The sequence below is a fragment of the Patescibacteria group bacterium genome (assembly GCA_041659905.1).
Classification (GTDB): Bacteria; Patescibacteriota; Kazan-3B-28; order Kazan-3B-28; family UBA10110; genus UBA10110.
This window is the reverse complement of sequence record JBAZXK010000001.1, coordinates 185,668-202,314: the sequence shown is the minus strand read 5'-3', so window position 1 is coordinate 202,314 and position 16,647 is coordinate 185,668. Positions and strand designations below refer to the sequence as shown.

The following is a 16,647-nucleotide window of genomic DNA, read 5'->3' as shown; positions in this document are numbered from 1 at the left end:
TGCTATTCCTTAAAGTATTTTTTTCGATTAGGGAAAAGGGTTGCATATTTGTCGTACTCTGCGTTGGTTAATTCGACTCGATAATGCCCATACTGCTCCAGATTGTTTTCGTCTAGAGCAAAGGCAGTGCCGTTCTTGACGAATTTGGCATAATCGGCAGCCAAAGACTCGCCGGCAGTTGTTTCCATGTCAATTTTAGTCAATACGGCACACATCGTATCGCAAGTGACTAAATGGATACCTAATTCATTAACTTTTTCTATTGCTTCTGGTTTAATCTTTTCTGTGAGCGAGTTCCAAATAATGACTAATTGGCGCCCAGGCTGTTGTAGGTGGGGAGCATAAGTACGATAGATCTCTTTCACATCCTCGACAGTAAAGTTCTTTATCCAACTTTTAGAATCGATCAGTATTTCTTGATCCCCGACGGTGACTATAAAATCTGGCCGTGTTTTTTTTCCTTCCGGATGTTCTAATGCTAATCTGTTTTCCCAAATCTTATATTCGGTTATCGCTGTTCTGATGAGGTCGGCATAGACAAGCTGACAAGGCTGGTCAGGATTTTTTATTGCTCCCTTTAATAGTTCTTCCGGCCGTTTTTCGAGGACTAAGTGCGTAAATATTTCTCCCACATCTCCGGCGTCTTTGGCGTGTTCCCGGGCATTGCGGCAATACGCCGCATAGTCGAGAGTTTTTATGAGCAGTTCCTTGTCTGGTTCAGTGGTTGCCACTACCTCAATGAATTTCGAAGCATATTCTATCGCTGCAGATAGAGATATTAAAGAAGATTCTTTGTGTTTGTGTTTGCCAGGAGTTCTATGCAATTTCCGTCCGAGAGTATACATATCCCGACCAGTGATAATAGTGCCCCAGGGAGTTTCCCGGGGTTGAGTGTCATTCCACATAAAATGAGAACTGAGAGCCCCGCCTTCTCGGGCTAGGCTAAGAGCATAAAAAGCCATGTTTTTGGCTAACATGTCTTGATAAAATTGCAAAGATTCCATTTTAGGGGAAATGTCAAAACCGACAATTTTCCGAGGTTCTTTAGAGAGTTTTACATTTGACCGAGAGAGTTTACCCTGTAATTTTAGTGTTCCATCCATTGCTATGGCCAACTGGTCTTTTTCTAATGCGGGAAACTGGAGATGAGGGTGGTGAGGTCCCTTGATGGGACCGGAAACATTAATTTGGTGAGCAGTAGAAATGAGTTCTGCTAATTGCATATAGGCACTGTCGGTAGTCATTTTCGCAATTTTCGCCATAGATGATTGATAAAGGCTATCAAGGTAGTTTTTATCTTGAGCGAACCGGCTTTTTTTCTCAGCTAAAGCTTGGTTACGCTGGAGAATCGCTTGCCAGATTTGTTCAGCTCTTTCATTCCCCCGGGAACCGTTCGGGCCTAATAAGGCTTCGATTTGGGGGTCGGGATCGGTTTCAAAAAAATATAATAAATAAGCTAAATTATTCTGGTATTTATCATTAAATAAAATGTCGATATTGTAACTACTGCGCGTGAGTTGCCGGGCCAATTCTGATATTTCTCCATGAGAAATTAATCCGGTCTTAAATGCGGGATAAACCTCTGTGGTAAAATGCTCTAATTTACGGGCCCGGCGGTTCAAGTGAGTCAGTTCGGCTTGGTTTCGGAGCACCTTTTCTAGGTAGCCGCCGGCTTTGACATTCAGTCTCAGTGGCCGAGAAAAATTGACGGCGGTATCGGCTTTCTCATGTCCCTGACCGACAGGTTCTTTGTTTTTATTCAATATAAAAGTTGGTAGATAATGGTTCTTCAGTAGATAATTGTTTTTATCGAGAGTCTGGTCTAGCCAAGCAAATAAGCCTTCGCGAATCCATCTTTTGTCTTTTTTACTCAACCCATTCTCAAATAATTTTCTAGGTTGATTATGCAAACGATCTATTTCCGGGAGACCGGGTTCCCCGTTTTGGTTGCGGTTTATTAAACTGGGCAGGTCACGGCAATAATGGAGAGGCACTTTTCCGCCCATCCAAGGCAATAATTTTTCTCCTGACCAGGAACCGGTTTTGGTACCGACATTGATTTCAGCCATCAATTTTTCAGTAATGCAAAGTTCGGCTTTGTCGTTGTAGGTCAAAATCATTTTAGTGAACGCCGCGTAATTAGCTCCTGGGAATAAACCGCAAACAGCTTTTTGGGCTGAATCGGGAGTCACATATATGGCCGGCGAATACTTTCCATCAAATTTAGTGATCTTTTGTTTAGGGCCATAGATAAAACTAAAATGAACCTGTTCTCCATCCATAAAAGATTGTTCCAGCTCTTTCCGCTGTTTGTCGGATAAATTATCTATGATAAAAGCCATTTCATTATTTCTCCAAAAGAGGTTGTCACCTTCTTCTTGGGGTTGAAATTTTTCTTCCCATTTATCTTCCGGAAGACCAGTTGGTACAGCCGGATCATGTTCGTATAACAGCCGTTGATCGGCAGGAGTAATGGTTGACTTATGTTTGAATAAAATCCCTTGGTCGGTCGTGACCAAAGTAAAATTCAGTCTCATTTGCCGGCGAAAGAGCAGATCCTTGTCGAGAGGTGGAGGTATTATGGGCAACCCTTCCATGGGAGGACGATGGAATAATTGCTCTATTTGATTTGCGCGCTCCTGGGTTGTAGATAAAATTGGTTTTATCGGGCGTTCTGGGGGTTGGCGATTTGGTTTAACTTCATTATCAAAACTCTGGGGTGCTAAATCATTTGGCTCTTCCGGCGGCAGCCCTGTGTCTTCCAGCAGATCTAGGGGCATATCTTCAAAAGCGTCGTCGATCTTTTCATAGATTTTAGCTATTTCTGCCGAAGTCCGATCTTCTAAATCGGCCGCTTGAGTCGAAATCGGAGGGGCCTCGTCATCGGAAGGAATATAGTCCGGCCAAACGGGTTCATCTGTAGACTCAAAATAGCCTGCAGTTTCGATGAGTTGGTTACGGTCGCCGTCATATGATGGCCGGTGTTCAGTTTCCATCCTAATAAATTCGAGCCAATATTGTTTAGCCCCCAACCAATCATTTTAACAAAATAAAAAAACTGGCCTATACGGCCAATCAGTAATCAGCTACCAGCTTGATAAATAGTTTAGACGATACTGATAAAAGTGGCTGATTTAAGGTTAATGCCAGCCCCACGGACTTTTTTGGTGGAGAATTTCACTTTGCCATCCTTTTTGGCAAATATAGTATGGTCTTTGCCCATTTCAACACCGGCCCCAGCGCGGTATTTTTGGCCTCTCTGACGCACGATAATTTGGCCCGTTTTGATGGCTTGATTACCATAAATTTTTACACCCAACATTTTGGGCTTAGAATCTCTAAGGTTTTTAGCTGTTCCGCCAGCTTTAACGTGGGCCATATTTTAGCTAATTAGTAGATTAGTTGATTAGCAGGTCAGAAATAAAGGGGATAAGGAAATACCCTGATAGAGTATAAGAAATCCGCAGGGGAGTCAAGCCCGAGAAATTTATATTAAAAATAGAGCTTCCCTCAAGTGAAGGAAGCTCTGTAATTTGCGTGTCTAATCGGTAAATATTATCCGTGTTGTACTGAAAAAATTAAAAGTACATATCAGGGCAGAACTGCCCCTGACAATGAGCCCGATACTGGGGGATTAGCTTATGTAGCTATCAACCCCAGGTGAATTAGGCAGTCGAAGTACCTCGCGATCATGATAACGAATCCACGACGGCGGGGTCGGGCTGCCCTTATCAGCCTCCTCCTGGTTAGGAGAAAGAGGGGGTAATATTGGGCCGGACCTGGCTATGGCCAGGACCGGTGCCGCTTCTGGTGTCAGATTTGATAAGGTGCGTTGAGTCGGATGAGTTTGTAAATTCAGCCGACCAATCTTTTCCGGAGACCACCCTGTCAAGTTAGCGATCTCATTGTTGTTAGATTCCCATTCGTTCCTGAATTCCGGTGTCCACGATTTATTGAGGACCGGGTGGGTGAAACCTATTAAGATTAGGCTACCCAGCATCATCAGGACTACCACATTTCTTGGGTCCACGCGTTCACCTCCCTGGTGGTTTTGTGGTGAATATTTCTATGTTATCAAGTTAAAAAATATTTGAAAAGAGGAGTTCATATGAGCTCCTCTTTTTCGGATTAGTGTTGGTTAGATTACGGGATACGGAAATTATACTGCATTTCAAGTAGATCATTTCCGTACAGGATTGCCTCGACAGATGAATTAGGGCCGATCTGGTATGCCAGATATGGTCCGTATTCCGTTTGCAATGCACTTCCTGCAATTCTTCCCTTCAATCCGAATCCGATCGTCCAGTCATCCAAGGTCAATCCTAACCTATTGCGGGTAAGAATAGTACTTGGGTTATTACCCAGATATTGTGTTATCGGGAACTTAGCCGACCAAGTTAGATTATCTGTCAGACTCCCCGCAAAGACTGGACAAACAGTCAACAATAAAGATAAATCCTGATTTGTTCGATGGGATAGAAATGCCTGGCAGAGAACTGTTCCTCCATTGAAAGGAAAGATTCTTCCAATTCCGAAGTTGGCCTCAGAAATCTCGTTTGATCGGTTTGAGTAAACGACAACGAGATCCGGAAAAATAAATTCGGAATTTGTTTCAGCCCCCTCTATTCTGGTGATTCCAGATGTTGTGTACCGGAACGACCCTGTTTCGGTTGCTGACACGGCTGTCGGCGCGATCAATGCTGCCATTGTCGCTACCAACACTACTAATGTCAAAAAAGTTCGTCTGGTCATTTTTTTAACCTCCTTCAGGTTTTTTTGACCAAGATAATGAATTAACATACCATAAAATCAGCTCCCAGTCAATACTTTTATGTATGTGTAAGAGGGAAATTAGTCAGTTTTTATGTTCAACATGATGGGGCAGTGGTCGGAGCCGAGTGTTTGGGATTGAATGCTAGCTTCAGATAATCTAGGGGTTAGTTTCTTCGATGAAAAAGCGTAATCGATGCGCCAGCCCAAGTTACGCTCCCGGGCGTTGGCGAAATAGGGCCACCATGTGTAATAATCGCCCTGTTTATGGAACTCCCGGAAAGTATCTGCAAAACCTAAGCTTAATAATCGATCGATCTGAGTTCGTTCCGCGGGGGTGAACATAATATTGTTCTTGTTATTTTTGGGGCGGGCTAAATCAATTTCTTGGTGGGCAATATTAAAATCGCCGATCAATACTATTGGCTTAGCTTTGATTTTACCCAGATAAGTAAACAATTTTTTATAACAAGCTAATTTATAATCCAGATTTTCTTTTTGGCGTCCCCCGTGAGGCAGATATAAATTTATCAGAATAAATTTGTCAAAATCCAATCGCAAAAATCTACCCTCGTTATCGAAGCGGCGCAAACCCAATTTTGCGGTTACTTGCGTAGGTTTAATTTTGGTATAGACAGCAGTCCCTGAATACCCCTTTTTCTGGGCAGAGTTAAAATAAGCACTGTAGCCTGGAATCTCTCTTAGAGGTTCAGGAATTTGAGTAGGCTGAAGTTTAGTTTCTTGCAGGCACACTATATCGAAGCGGTTGGTCTTAAACCATTTCAGCCAATCTTTACGGGCAGCCGATCTTAAGCCATTTACATTCCAAGAAGCAATTTTCACTTTTTCTCGAAAACAAATAATTCGCGGAGAACTAATTGATCAGGGCGAGAGTAAAGAAATCCGCCGCGCTTGCTAACGCTCGGATCTTTTTTGATTGATTCTAGTGGTAAAACCTGTTTGGGCGTATAGCCCAATTTGGTTATTTCGTCCAGAATTTCCACATACCGCAGACCATCCCGAGTTTTGAAAATAGGAAAAACCATCCCGATCCGTTTTATCGAACTGAAATTTTTCTTAAGATTAACGAAAAATTGATAATACAGCTGGCCGAGATCTCGGCTAATTTGTTCGGCATCGCGCCCAAATAAAATCCGTTTTAAAGGCGGACCGAGATAAGGCTCTGTAATAATGGCTGTTTCCGTCGTGTTTAAGCGTTCCCATTTAATGTGAGTAGCATCAGCTTCTTTAATATGAGTTTGTAAGTTTATTTTTGGCAGCTTTTTCAATTTTAAAAACCAATCCAGATTGTTAATTGTGTTTTTGACGGCATCTTCAGAAATATCCGATCCGTAAACATCTAATCCCAGTAAAGCTGCTTCTTGCAATACGACTCCGCTGCCGCAGAACGGATCATAAATAGTCTGTGTGCGATTACTGCGCGTCAGATTAAGTAACATCTGGGCGAGCTTGGGGGGCAACATGCCGGATTTAGCATCGGGCGAGGGTTTATCCCAATCGCGTTCTGAGTAAGCCTGGTAATCCTGGACGCTTAATGTCCGACCGACTAAATAAGTATCATTATTGCGGATCAAGGCGATTTCGGCTCCGGTATCGATCAGTTGATTGCGTTCGACTTGGACGCTGCTGAGCCTCATGGACCGATCTTCCACGTAACGGATGCTATAAGTATCTTTGAGTTTACGCTTAATATTGTAAGCAAAATTATTCAACCAATTTAATTCAGCATAGGTTGGATCAGGCTCGGAATAGACACTGATGCCGAAATTAATTTTTTTATCTTTTTGGGCAAAAAATTCTTTAATCAATTTTTCGGGAGTAAGAATTTTTTCCAGTTCAAAAATTTTGCCGCGGAACTCTGCTTTAATTAAAAGAACTTTAATAATACCGCCTAGCTGATGATGGAGCTGAGCAATATTGCTCGGCGAGCGCTGGATGTCGATTATTAAAATATCGTTGAGCAATTGATATTTGCCAAAAATAATTTTATGGTTGGTCAAAAAACTCAAGAGCTCAGCGAGGCTCAAAGTGGGATGATTGCCGAAGAGAAAAGCGTATTTAGTCATCAAGATCTATAGGAGTAGTAACTTTAGTATAATTAAGCAGTATGGAAGTGATCAAGCTCACATGTGGGAATGTATCGAGAGGAGCAATGGCCCGGATCGGCCAGGTCTTGGCGGCGGGCGGAGTAGTAGTTTACCCTTCGGATACAGTATACGGCCTGGGAGCCATAATTAGCTGCCAAAAGGCCGTAGAAAAGATCAAATACATCAAGGGCCGCTATCACGATAAATCATTGTCTATTTTAGTGCGAGACATGGCGATGGCCAATCGTTATGGATATATGACAGCTACAGTTCACCGATATTTGCCCGGGCCTTATACGGTTTTAGTCGCTAAAAAACCATTAGTGCGGGAATGGGTGAGTAATAACAATCTGGTGGGTATGCGGTGGCCGAAATTTTGGTTCACTGAGGAACTTATGCATAATGTAATTGAACCGATCATCACTACTTCCGCTAATTTAAGCGGTTATCCGCCGGCCTATTCTGTTTATGAATTATTAAGACAATTAGGTGCGCGGGCGCAAATGATTGATTTAATTGTAGATGCGGGAGTGTTGTTGCGTAAACCCGCCTCAACCATTATCGATTTGACCAGTAATAAAATTATGCCGCGATGATAGAAAAATTGATCAAACAAGAAGCTCGGCGCCAGCAAAACACGCTTAGCTTGATTGCTTCGGAGAATTATGTTCCCAAAGAAATTCGCGAGGCGGTGGGATCAGTTTTGATGAATAAATATGCCGAAGGTTATCCAGGCAAGCGTTATTATGGCGGGAATGAAACGATCGACACAATCGAAAATGAAGCCATCCAGGCTGCTAAGAAGTTATTTGGCGCCGAGCATGCCAATGTGCAGCCCTATTCCGGCACCCCGGCCAATCTAGCGGTTTATGCGGCCTTACTCAATCCTAATGATACTTTAATGAGTTTGAGTTTGCCGCATGGCGGACATCTATCCTTCGGTCATAAAGTCAGTTGGGTGAGTAAAGTTTACAAGGTAGTGCAATATGGAGTGGACCCGAAAACCGGTTTACTAGATTACACCGAGATTAGAAAGTTAGCCAGAATTTTTAAACCTAAATTAATTGTCTGTGGGGCGACGGCTTATTCCCGGAAAATTGATTTTGCCAAGTTTGCTGCCATCGCCAAAGAAGTAAACGCATATTTTATGGCTGACATTTCACATATTGCTGGATTGGTGGCAACCGGAGAGCACCAGAGTCCGATTAAATATTGCGATGTAGTGACCACGACTACCCACAAAACTCTGCGGGGTCCGCGGGGGGCGATCATTCTTTGTAAAAAAGAATTGGCTGAAGAAATTGATAGAGCAGTCTTCCCGGGACTACAAGGCGGTCCGCACGAAAATACCATTGCCGCTATGGCGATTTGCCTGCAAATAGCCCAGGCCCCAGCTTTTAAGAAATATATTCAACAGGTAGTAAAAAATGCCCAAGCCTTAGCGGCGGCTTTACAGAAAGAGGATGTAAAAATTTGTACTGGCGGTACGGATACGCATTTAATGTTAGCCGATTTATCGTCTCTGAAAATCACTGGTAGAGAGGCCGAGCAAGCGCTAGAAAAATGCGGTATTATTCTTAATAAAAATATGATTCCCGGCGATCCTAGGAAGCCTCTGGATCCTTCGGGTATTCGCTTAGGCACTCCGGCGACGACTACGCGCGGAATGAAAGAACCGGAAATGAAACAATTAGCTAAATTGATTGCTCTAGTTGTTAAAAATCCTGCCGATAAGGTAGTATTAAAACAGGTTTCCGGAGAAATTAAAAAGTTGTGCAAAAAGTTTCCTATTAAGTAATACGTTGTCATTATCGGGCTTGACCCGATAATCCAGACAGAAAAATAAACAAAAAACATTTTTCTTTTTTCTGTTTTTGTCTGGATTCCCGCCCCTGCCTGCCGGTAGGCAGGGTGCGCGGGAATGACGACAGATAAGGCCAAGTGGCGGAACTGGCAGACCTGCCTACCGGCAGGCAGGCGCGCACGACTCAAAATTTTGTTAACATCTAAACAAGGCCAAGTGGCGGAACTGGCAGACGCGCACGACTCAAAATCGTGTACCCAAAAGGTGTGTGGGTTCAACTCCCACCTTGGCCACCATACGGATTAGCGTAAGATGATAATACTATTTACTAATTGCAAAATATGAACATCGTCAGATCATCCTGGTTAAGCGTTGCTTTGATAGTTTTAATTATGGTTTGGCTAGGTATTTACGGAATCAATAAAAATGTGGGCGTTAATTCGGAACCAACCAACTCCACTTCGGACATTTCCACAGGGGATACTAAGGCTTTAGCGCAATGTTTAACAGACAAAGGGTTTAAGTTATATGGGGCATATTGGTGCGGCCATTGCAAGGAACAAAAAGATATGTTTGGCGAAGCAGTTAGTTTATTAAATTACGTGGAATGTTCTAGTCCTGATGGCAATAGTCAAACTGAAGCCTGTAAAGCTGCGGGTATAGAATTATATCCCAGCTGGGGCTTTCCGGACGGAACGATTGTGCCAGGAGTGATGACTTTGCCAGATTTGGCTAAAGCTAGTGGCTGCCCAACTATTTAAATGGATCAACCTTATCACATTCCAGTTGAGTCAGGGCATTTAGTTATGCCAAAGACTAGACACAAAAGTAAATTTGTCCGCTTTTTAGGCGAAGCGATCAAGTTTATCGGCTTGTTTGTATTTTTCTTTACCATCTCGTCGTTAGTAGTGATGGGGCCAACTGTCTATTCCAAGATCAGTTATTACTTTTTTTCTCCCAGCATTCAACAAAAAAACAGCAACTTAGGTTTACCGGTGGCGGCTCCTGACTACAAAACTATCGCTCCGACGATAGAAACCCAACCCAAGCCAGCTATTACGGAAAACAAAGTTATAATTCCTAAAATTAACGTAGACGCTCCGATTGTGTTTCCGGCCACGGCTGACAACCAAGTTATTTTAGAGGCGATTAAAAACGGCGTAGCCCATTATCCAGGCACAGCCCTACCCGGTAAGGCAGGTAATGTATTTATTACCGGACACAGCTCTTATTATTGGTGGAGCGGCGGACAGTATAATCGCGTATTCACTCTCTTGGACAAATTAACTGTCAATGATTTAATATACATCCATTACGGCGGGAACGAGTATGTTTATAAAGTCCGTGATAGCATCGTGGTTTTGCCTAGTCAGACGGAAGTGTTAAATCCTACTGCCACAGCCACGCTTTCTTTAATGACTTGTACACCGGTAGGAACAAATTTAAAAAGACTGATTGTCCGAGCCGATTTAATCTCGGCACCGCCCGCCGACACCAGCAAACTCAGCGAATTCGCCGATATTCCCAAGATCCCAGTTTTCTTACCGCTGTAATAATGAGTCAAATTGTCCGCATGTTGTTTTATAACAAAAGCAAAAGTGGCTATGTTTGGTTTGTGGTATTATATAGCGTTATCACACGGATGGATCTAATACTGGAGGTGATGAACCTTGTCACTAAAGAAGGAGCTAGCTGTATTGTTGAGAAGAAAGCTCAAAGCAGCTCGTAAGCAAATCAAAGACACCGAAAAATACATCGATCACTTGATTGAAGCAACCACAAATCTGAAGAAGTTCGATATGAATCGAGCACGGTACAAAGTGGGGTTAATGTCGATGTGGAGCGACCATGGAGAGGAAGATGTGACATTTCTCTACACGGGTAATTTGGCAGACGCGATCGTTAAAGCTGAAGCCGAATTTATGCGGATTAATCAACGCTCCAATGTGTCGGCAAATTATTCGGTTGCAGTTTTCTTGAGCGGAGTGTGGGTTATTGTTCCCCCAGCGTATTGGCAGGAGCTGACTCACACTAAAGACTGGAAGCCAGAGGATCACCTTTCCTCTAAAGAAGGGTAAGTATCCTAAATATCGATCAGAAAATATGCCATCCGGCTAAACACCGGATGGCTTTTTGATACCTGTCGACCTGGCTAGAAATTAATTAATGAATTTTGTTTTTCTCGGAGGGTAACTTCAGAAAGATACCTTGTTTTAGTGTCTAGTAATAACCACTTGCTCATCTGAGGTTCCACGATGGCAAATTCGTCAGCGGAGCTCAAGGATAATAAATCGTAATTATTCTGCCCAGTCAGGTCTATACTGTGGAGTTTTTGAATATCCCAATATAAAATAGTGTCAAAACTAAAATGCACTAAATCTCCCTTAAAATGGTCGGCGATGATTTTAGGTTTAGTTACATCCTTCCACTCCAGAGTTGTAAGTTTGCCGTCTTGGGCGAAAATAAGATAGGTATCGTCCCATAAAACTTTACCGGTAACCTTGTCGGCTAAAGTTTGCCAGACCAGACCATCGCTAGACTTGTCGCTGAGCAAGATGGTTGATAGGTTACCGGTAGTCGCAATGACCAGCCAATTATTCTTGATTTTACCCAGATAATAATTAGAAGCAGGCCGAAGCTCGCTGATCTCTTCAGAGGGGATAAAGCCGCCGCGATCAACTTTGACTAAAGTAAATTTGCCAGCTTTGTTTTTATTGACGGCGTAAAGATTGCCGTCAATCAATCCGTAATCAATTATATTAGTGGCTAGCGTTTTGATTTGTTTCGAGGAAGTAATAATTAAATTCAGCTGATTATTTTGCAGAAAACCCAGCTCGGTATTATTGATCCACTTCCAATTAGTAATATTTTTGCCGCTCGCTAACCAGGTAATCCGACCATTATCCGAATCAACCGACAACCAATAATAATTTCGGGCTCCGCGCGATTGAACTAGTAAAGTTTTGTTATCGGGAGCAAAGCTGATCGGGACCAAACTACCCTTAGTAATATCAGTAATATTGCGGTCTTTGATTTGCTGACTCAATAAGGTAGGACTAAGAATAAGAGCATCCTTTTTATTTTTGACGTCCCATAGCCAAAGTTCGTTTTTAACTACCAGGGCTAGGCGGGAATTATCTCCGTTAGCCATTAACCGATCGATCGGATGTTCCCATAAAACAGTAGTTGGTAAATCTTGCAGAGTAAGCAAGATGTTGCGTTGTTCTGCGACTAGGCCTGATTCTACCACGACATCTCCTGTCCAGGGACGGTAAGTATCTTTAGTCAACTCAATTTGGTAAGTTTTCGGCAGTAGCCTTTTGATGGTAGTGGGAGTGACTTTGTCGATTGATTTGCCAGCCAATTTAATGCTAGCCCCTTTCGGGTAAGTTTCGATTAAAATAAACCCGATCTTTTTTAGGGACCAGTCTTGCCAATCGATTTTATAGCCCGTGGCATATAAAATAGCCCAACTGGCAGCTATAAAAAATACCAGAACTGCCGAGGCATAACTAAATATAGTTGACCAATTACGACGCATTTTCTCTCTCAGGTTTTGCTGGTAAGATAGAACTACTAACTCGTTAACTTATGAGTCAATTTATTATCACCGGGGGAACAGCTCTGGAAGGAGTGGTTAAGGTGAGCGGAGCCAAAAATGCTGCTCTGCCTATTTTAGCATCAGCCCTGTTGATTACGGACACCTTAGTAATAAATAATGTGCCGCATATTCAAGACATTCGGACGATGCTAGAAGTCTTAGAAAGTTTGGGCTGTACTGTAATCGACTTCTCCAATCATAAGGTAATTATTGATAGCAGTAAAGTTGACGGTCGCGACCCTGATTTTGTAAAGGTAAAACGGATTAGGGCTTCCGTGTTAATCTTAGGACCTCTGTTGGCTAGATTTCATCAGGTTAAAGCTACCCATCCGGGAGGGTGTCATATTGGAGCCCGGCCGATTAATACTCACTTAAGAGCCTTCGAATCTCTGGGAGCGAGCGTGAGATCTGACGAACAATTCTATTACGTAGAGGCTGCCCAAGGACTCCGGGAAGCTAAAATTGTGTTGGATGAAATGAGCGTGACTGCTACCGAAAACGCCATTATGGCGGCAGTGCTTACCCCAGGTAAAACCGAGATTCATCTAGCCGCCGCCGAACCGGAGATCGGCAATCTCATTACTAGCCTCAATCAAATGGGAGCGAAAATTAGCGGGATAGGCACCCATAACTTGATTATCGAGGGAGTAGAGAAGCTGCATGGAGCAGAAGTCACTATTATCCCTGATCGGATTGAAGCCGGGACTTTTGCCATCGCCGCCGCCGTGATGCACGGGGAAGTCTTGATAGACGGTTATAATCAGGATCATCTGGAGCTGTTTACTAATAAGCTTTTAGCAGCCAATGTTAAGATTCAACTGTTGCCAAATATGCAAGCCAAGATTTCTCGAACCACTCAACTGCGGGCAGTCGATATTCGGACGGATATTTATCCCGGTTTTCCGACTGATCTGCAAGCTCCGTTCGCGGTTCTGCTGACTCAGGCCATCGGCAACAGTAAAATTTATGAAACTATGTACGAAGGTCGGTTAAATTATTTCCAGGAATTAGCCAAAATGGGAGCCAGCGCCCAGATTCTTAATCCTCACGAGGCGGTGGTGTTTGGTCCAACGCCGTTATTTGGCAGGGAAATTGACAGTTTGGATATCCGGGCGGGAGCCACTCTGATATTGGCAGCTTTAACAGCTCAAGGCACCAGTATTATCACGAACGCAGAAATGATTGATCGGGGATATGAAGAAATTGAAAAAAAACTTAGCGCCTTAGGGGCGCACATAGAAAGGAAAGCATAGAATGATTATCGGAATTGATGCGTCCAAATTAGCATTTCATAATAAAACCGGCGTCGAAGTGGCAACGCAGGATCTAATCCAAGCCATTTTGCGTAATGATCCTATAAATCAATATTGGCTTTATTCGGCAACTCCCCTAGATCAAAACTTACTCTGGGATGAACGGATAAAAAATATAGTAGTGCCGGGCAAAAGACTTTGGACTCAGCGTTACCTAAGCCAAGCCTTGCGCAAAAACCCCCCGGATATTTTTTGGTCTCCCAGCCATATGCTGCCTAATTTTTTGCCCGCAAAGTCCGTAGCCACTGTTCATGACATTGCTTTTAAAATTTTCCCGGAAGTTTATGCCTGGAAGGATTATTGGTTATCGAATTTGGCAGTGCGCAAGGCCGTCCGCCGAGCCAGCAAATTAGTGGCAGTCAGCCAGCAAACCAAAAAAGATTTGAAACGGTATTTCCACGTTCCCGGTGAAAATATCGAAGTTGTTTATCATGCTTTGCGTTCAGATTTTACACAAAAGGAATTTAATTTTTCAGCTACCTACCCAGCGCTAGGCAAATATTTTTTGTACGTCGGTCGGATAGAATTAAAAAAGAATCTACCTAATTTGCTCCGAGCTTTTGCCGAATTTAGCCGTGAACATACTGAGGTCCAGTTGGTGTTAGTGGGAAAACCTGGCTACGGTTATATTAAAATTAAAAAATTGATTAAGAGTCTGCATTTAGAGCATCAGGTAATCTGTTTGAATTTTATGGCCACCGATCATCTGCCCTCTCTCTATGCGCATGCCTTGGGCGTGGCACTAGTTTCGCGTTATGAAGGTTTCGGCCTCCCGATTTTAGAAGGCTGGGCCAGCCAGGTGCCTGTGCTGACTTCTAATACCGGTGCTACCGCGGAAATAGCCGAGAAAGCCGCGTTATTAGTTGATCCACAAAATATCAAAGCTATCCGGCAAGGCCTGGCAGATTTGTATATCGACACGGACTTGCGCCAGGCATTAATCGCTAAAGGTAAACTGCGCCTAGCGGAATTTAATTGGGATAAATCTGCCCAAAAAATGATTGAGCTATGGAACAAACTGTAAAAGAACTAGCCGGACTAAAAGTAGCGATTGTTCATGATTTTTTGACTAAAGCTGGTGGGGCGGAAAAAGTTACTCAAGCCCTTTGCGAGATTTTTCCGGGAGCGCCTATTTATACTCTGCTATATAACCGAAGAGTAGATAATCTGTTCCCGCATAAAAAAATTATTGTGTCTTATCTGCAACGGTGGCAGCAAGTTTTACATATCCCTGAAAAATTTTTATTTCCATTTATGGCTCAGGCCATCGAAAGTTTTGATTTTACCGGCTATGATTTAGTAATATCCAGCAATAATTCGTTTGCCGGCGGCATTATTACGCCTCCCCAAACCATCCATATCTCTTATTGCCATTCGCCGGCGCGCTATCTTTGGGACGCCTATCATACTTATATTGCCGAACAACGTTTAGGTCGATTTGGTAAGTGGGTGTTGAATAATTTACTGCATAATTTGCGAATTTGGAATAAATTAAGTTCTGGCCGAGTCACAAAATACGTAGCCAATTCACAGTATGTCAAAAATCGGATTGAAAAATATTATCGCCAGCCCGCCGCGGTGATTTATCCGCCCATCGATGTAGAAGCGATCCAGCCCAAATCGGGCCATGCTGATTATTTTCTGATTGTTTCCCGATTAACTGCCTATAAACGAAACGATTTGGCCATTAAAGCTTTTAACGATCTGCGACTGCCCTTAGTAATTATTGGCGCCGGTGAAGATAGGGTCCGCTTGCAAAAGCTGGCCAGTTTTAATATAGATTTTATGGGGTGGCAATCGGATGCTAATAAAATAGAATATATGAAAAATTGCCGAGCTTTGATTTTCCCCGGTGAAGAAGATTTCGGCATGGTGCCGGTAGAAGCGATGGCGGCGGGCAAGCCAGTAATTGCTTATCGCAAGGGAGGTACCTTAGAAAGCATCGTCGACGGAACCACTGGTCTGTTTTTTGATCAACCGACGGTACCAGCGTTAATAGAGGCTGTGCGGCGGTTTATAGCCACAGAGGATACGTTTGATGCTAAGATAATTTCGGCACAGGCCCAAAAATTTAGCAAAGACAAATTTAAAGCCGGAATGATAAAATTAATCAAAGAAGAACTGAAGGCATGCGGAAAATTATAGACATTTTGGGTATCAAAATAGATACTTTCACTGCCGTGGAAGCGTTGGATTATATTGTACAGCTGGCTAATGATGGCCGGAGTCATTATATTGTGACGCCGAATCCGGAATTTGTGATGCAATCGCAAACAGATACCGATTTTCGCGATGTGGTTAATGCCGCCGATTTAGCTCTGCCGGATGGCGTGGGCGTACTCTGGGCGGCTAAGTATCTGGCCTTGCCTTTGAGTAAGTGGCGCCCATTGGCTCTCGTGCAGGCCTATTGGCAATGGCTCTGTTCAGGGATAAATATAATCATTAAACCGGCCGCATTGACCGATATCATTCCCGAGCGCGTGACAGGAGCCGATATGGTGTGGGAAATAAGTAAATTGGCAGCAGAACGGAATTGGAAAATATTTTTAGTGGGAGGAGCTCCCGGTGTCGGTAATGAAGCTGCTAAATGTTTGCAGTGGCTCTATCCTAATTTGCAGATTGCCGGAGTGATGGCAGGTCCGCCTTATGACAGCGAAGAGCAGGTGATTCATCAGATCAAATCGGCTCAACCAAAATTTATCTTTTTGGCTTTGACTGCTCCCAAGCAACTCCAGTGGATAAAAAATCACGCAGGGGAATTTACCGACACAATAGCTATCGGTATCGGTGGAGCCTTAGATTTTATCGCCGGAGGAATCGCCATTAATGCGCCGGCAGGGGAGGCTAAACCAGCCAAACGGGCTCCGCTTTGGTTGCAAAAGAGGGGATTAGAGTGGTTTTGGCGATATTTGACGCAACCGTGGCGCCGAACCAGGATCAAAATCGCCACTCTGGATTTTATGAAAAAAGTTGTGAAATTTAAGTTAGCACAACTCAACAAATAATTAAAGCAGTATTTTAAAGTGGGGCATCATCATGCTCTGGTTTTTG

At 43.3% G+C, this 16,647-nt stretch carries 15 protein-coding genes and 1 tRNA gene; 10 read left to right on the top strand and 6 right to left on the bottom strand.

Annotated features, from left to right (window positions below):
- Positions 1 to 2 precede the first annotated feature (2 nt).
- From WC805_01085 to WC805_01065, 5 genes are all read right to left on the bottom strand, one after another.
- The gene (locus tag WC805_01085; protein ID MFA5967097.1) at positions 3 to 2,996 is read right to left on the bottom strand and encodes a hypothetical protein; all 2,994 of its coding nucleotides are present in this window, start codon (positions 2,994 to 2,996) and stop codon (positions 3 to 5) included.
- Between the two features lie 110 nt (positions 2,997 to 3,106).
- The gene (rpmA, locus tag WC805_01080) at positions 3,107 to 3,379 is read right to left on the bottom strand and encodes a 50S ribosomal protein L27 (GenBank protein ID MFA5967096.1); all 273 of its coding nucleotides are present in this window, start codon (positions 3,377 to 3,379) and stop codon (positions 3,107 to 3,109) included.
- 764 nt (positions 3,380 to 4,143) lie between these two features.
- Positions 4,144 to 4,800 carry a hypothetical protein gene (locus WC805_01075; protein ID MFA5967095.1) on the bottom strand — a complete coding sequence of 219 codons (657 nt, stop codon included), beginning with the start codon at positions 4,798 to 4,800 and terminating at the stop codon, positions 4,144 to 4,146.
- Between the two features lie 51 nt (positions 4,801 to 4,851).
- Positions 4,852 to 5,613, bottom strand: coding sequence for an exodeoxyribonuclease III (locus WC805_01070; GenBank protein MFA5967094.1), 762 nt, complete (start codon positions 5,611 to 5,613; stop codon positions 4,852 to 4,854).
- On the bottom strand, positions 5,610 to 6,857 hold the full coding sequence (locus tag WC805_01065) for a DNA methyltransferase (protein MFA5967093.1): 1,248 nt from the start codon (positions 6,855 to 6,857) through the stop codon (positions 5,610 to 5,612). The genes WC805_01070 and WC805_01065 overlap by 4 nt, the downstream gene beginning before the upstream one ends.
- Before the next feature lie 41 nt (positions 6,858 to 6,898).
- On the opposite strand from WC805_01065, the gene WC805_01060 reads away from it, so the two are divergent.
- The 6 genes from WC805_01060 (at position 6,899) to WC805_01035 (ending at position 10,760) form a co-directional block, all read left to right on the top strand.
- Complete coding sequence (locus tag WC805_01060; protein MFA5967092.1) at positions 6,899 to 7,474, top strand: L-threonylcarbamoyladenylate synthase; 576 nt, start codon at positions 6,899 to 6,901, stop codon at positions 7,472 to 7,474.
- Positions 7,471 to 8,676, top strand: a complete 1,206-nt coding sequence (gene glyA / locus WC805_01055; GenBank protein MFA5967091.1) for a serine hydroxymethyltransferase — start codon at positions 7,471 to 7,473, stop codon at positions 8,674 to 8,676. Before WC805_01060 ends, glyA begins: the two co-directional genes overlap by 4 nt.
- Before the next feature lie 216 nt (positions 8,677 to 8,892).
- A tRNA-Leu gene (locus WC805_01050) sits at positions 8,893 to 8,978 on the top strand.
- Positions 8,979 to 9,023: 45 nt separating this feature from the next.
- On the top strand, positions 9,024 to 9,443 hold the full coding sequence (locus tag WC805_01045; GenBank protein ID MFA5967090.1) for a hypothetical protein: 420 nt from the start codon (positions 9,024 to 9,026) through the stop codon (positions 9,441 to 9,443).
- A gap of 45 nt (positions 9,444 to 9,488) precedes the next feature.
- Positions 9,489 to 10,235, top strand: a complete 747-nt coding sequence (locus WC805_01040) for a class D sortase (protein ID MFA5967089.1) — start codon at positions 9,489 to 9,491, stop codon at positions 10,233 to 10,235.
- Between the two features lie 117 nt (positions 10,236 to 10,352).
- Positions 10,353 to 10,760 (top strand): hypothetical protein, encoded by a 408-nt coding sequence (locus WC805_01035; protein ID MFA5967088.1) that lies wholly within the window; start codon positions 10,353 to 10,355, stop codon positions 10,758 to 10,760.
- A 74-nt stretch (positions 10,761 to 10,834) separates the two neighbouring features.
- On the opposite strand, the gene WC805_01030 is transcribed toward WC805_01035, so the two are convergent.
- Positions 10,835 to 12,223: a PEGA domain-containing protein gene (locus WC805_01030; GenBank protein MFA5967087.1), complete on the bottom strand. Its 1,389-nt coding sequence runs from the start codon at positions 12,221 to 12,223 to the stop codon at positions 10,835 to 10,837.
- A 50-nt stretch (positions 12,224 to 12,273) separates the two neighbouring features.
- Here WC805_01030 and murA point away from each other — a divergent pair, with 50 nt between their 5' ends.
- From murA to WC805_01010, 4 genes are read left to right on the top strand one after another with little or no spacing between them, the layout of a single operon-like run.
- On the top strand, positions 12,274 to 13,536 hold the full coding sequence (gene murA, locus WC805_01025) for a UDP-N-acetylglucosamine 1-carboxyvinyltransferase (protein MFA5967086.1): 1,263 nt from the start codon (positions 12,274 to 12,276) through the stop codon (positions 13,534 to 13,536).
- A 1-nt stretch (position 13,537) separates the two neighbouring features.
- The gene (locus tag WC805_01020) at positions 13,538 to 14,620 is read left to right on the top strand and encodes a glycosyltransferase family 1 protein (protein MFA5967085.1); all 1,083 of its coding nucleotides are present in this window, start codon (positions 13,538 to 13,540) and stop codon (positions 14,618 to 14,620) included.
- Positions 14,605 to 15,741, top strand: a complete 1,137-nt coding sequence (locus WC805_01015; protein ID MFA5967084.1) for a glycosyltransferase — start codon at positions 14,605 to 14,607, stop codon at positions 15,739 to 15,741. Before WC805_01020 ends, WC805_01015 begins: the two co-directional genes overlap by 16 nt.
- On the top strand, positions 15,726 to 16,601 hold the full coding sequence (locus tag WC805_01010) for a WecB/TagA/CpsF family glycosyltransferase (GenBank protein MFA5967083.1): 876 nt from the start codon (positions 15,726 to 15,728) through the stop codon (positions 16,599 to 16,601). Before WC805_01015 ends, WC805_01010 begins: the two co-directional genes overlap by 16 nt.
- Positions 16,602 to 16,647 lie beyond the last annotated feature (46 nt).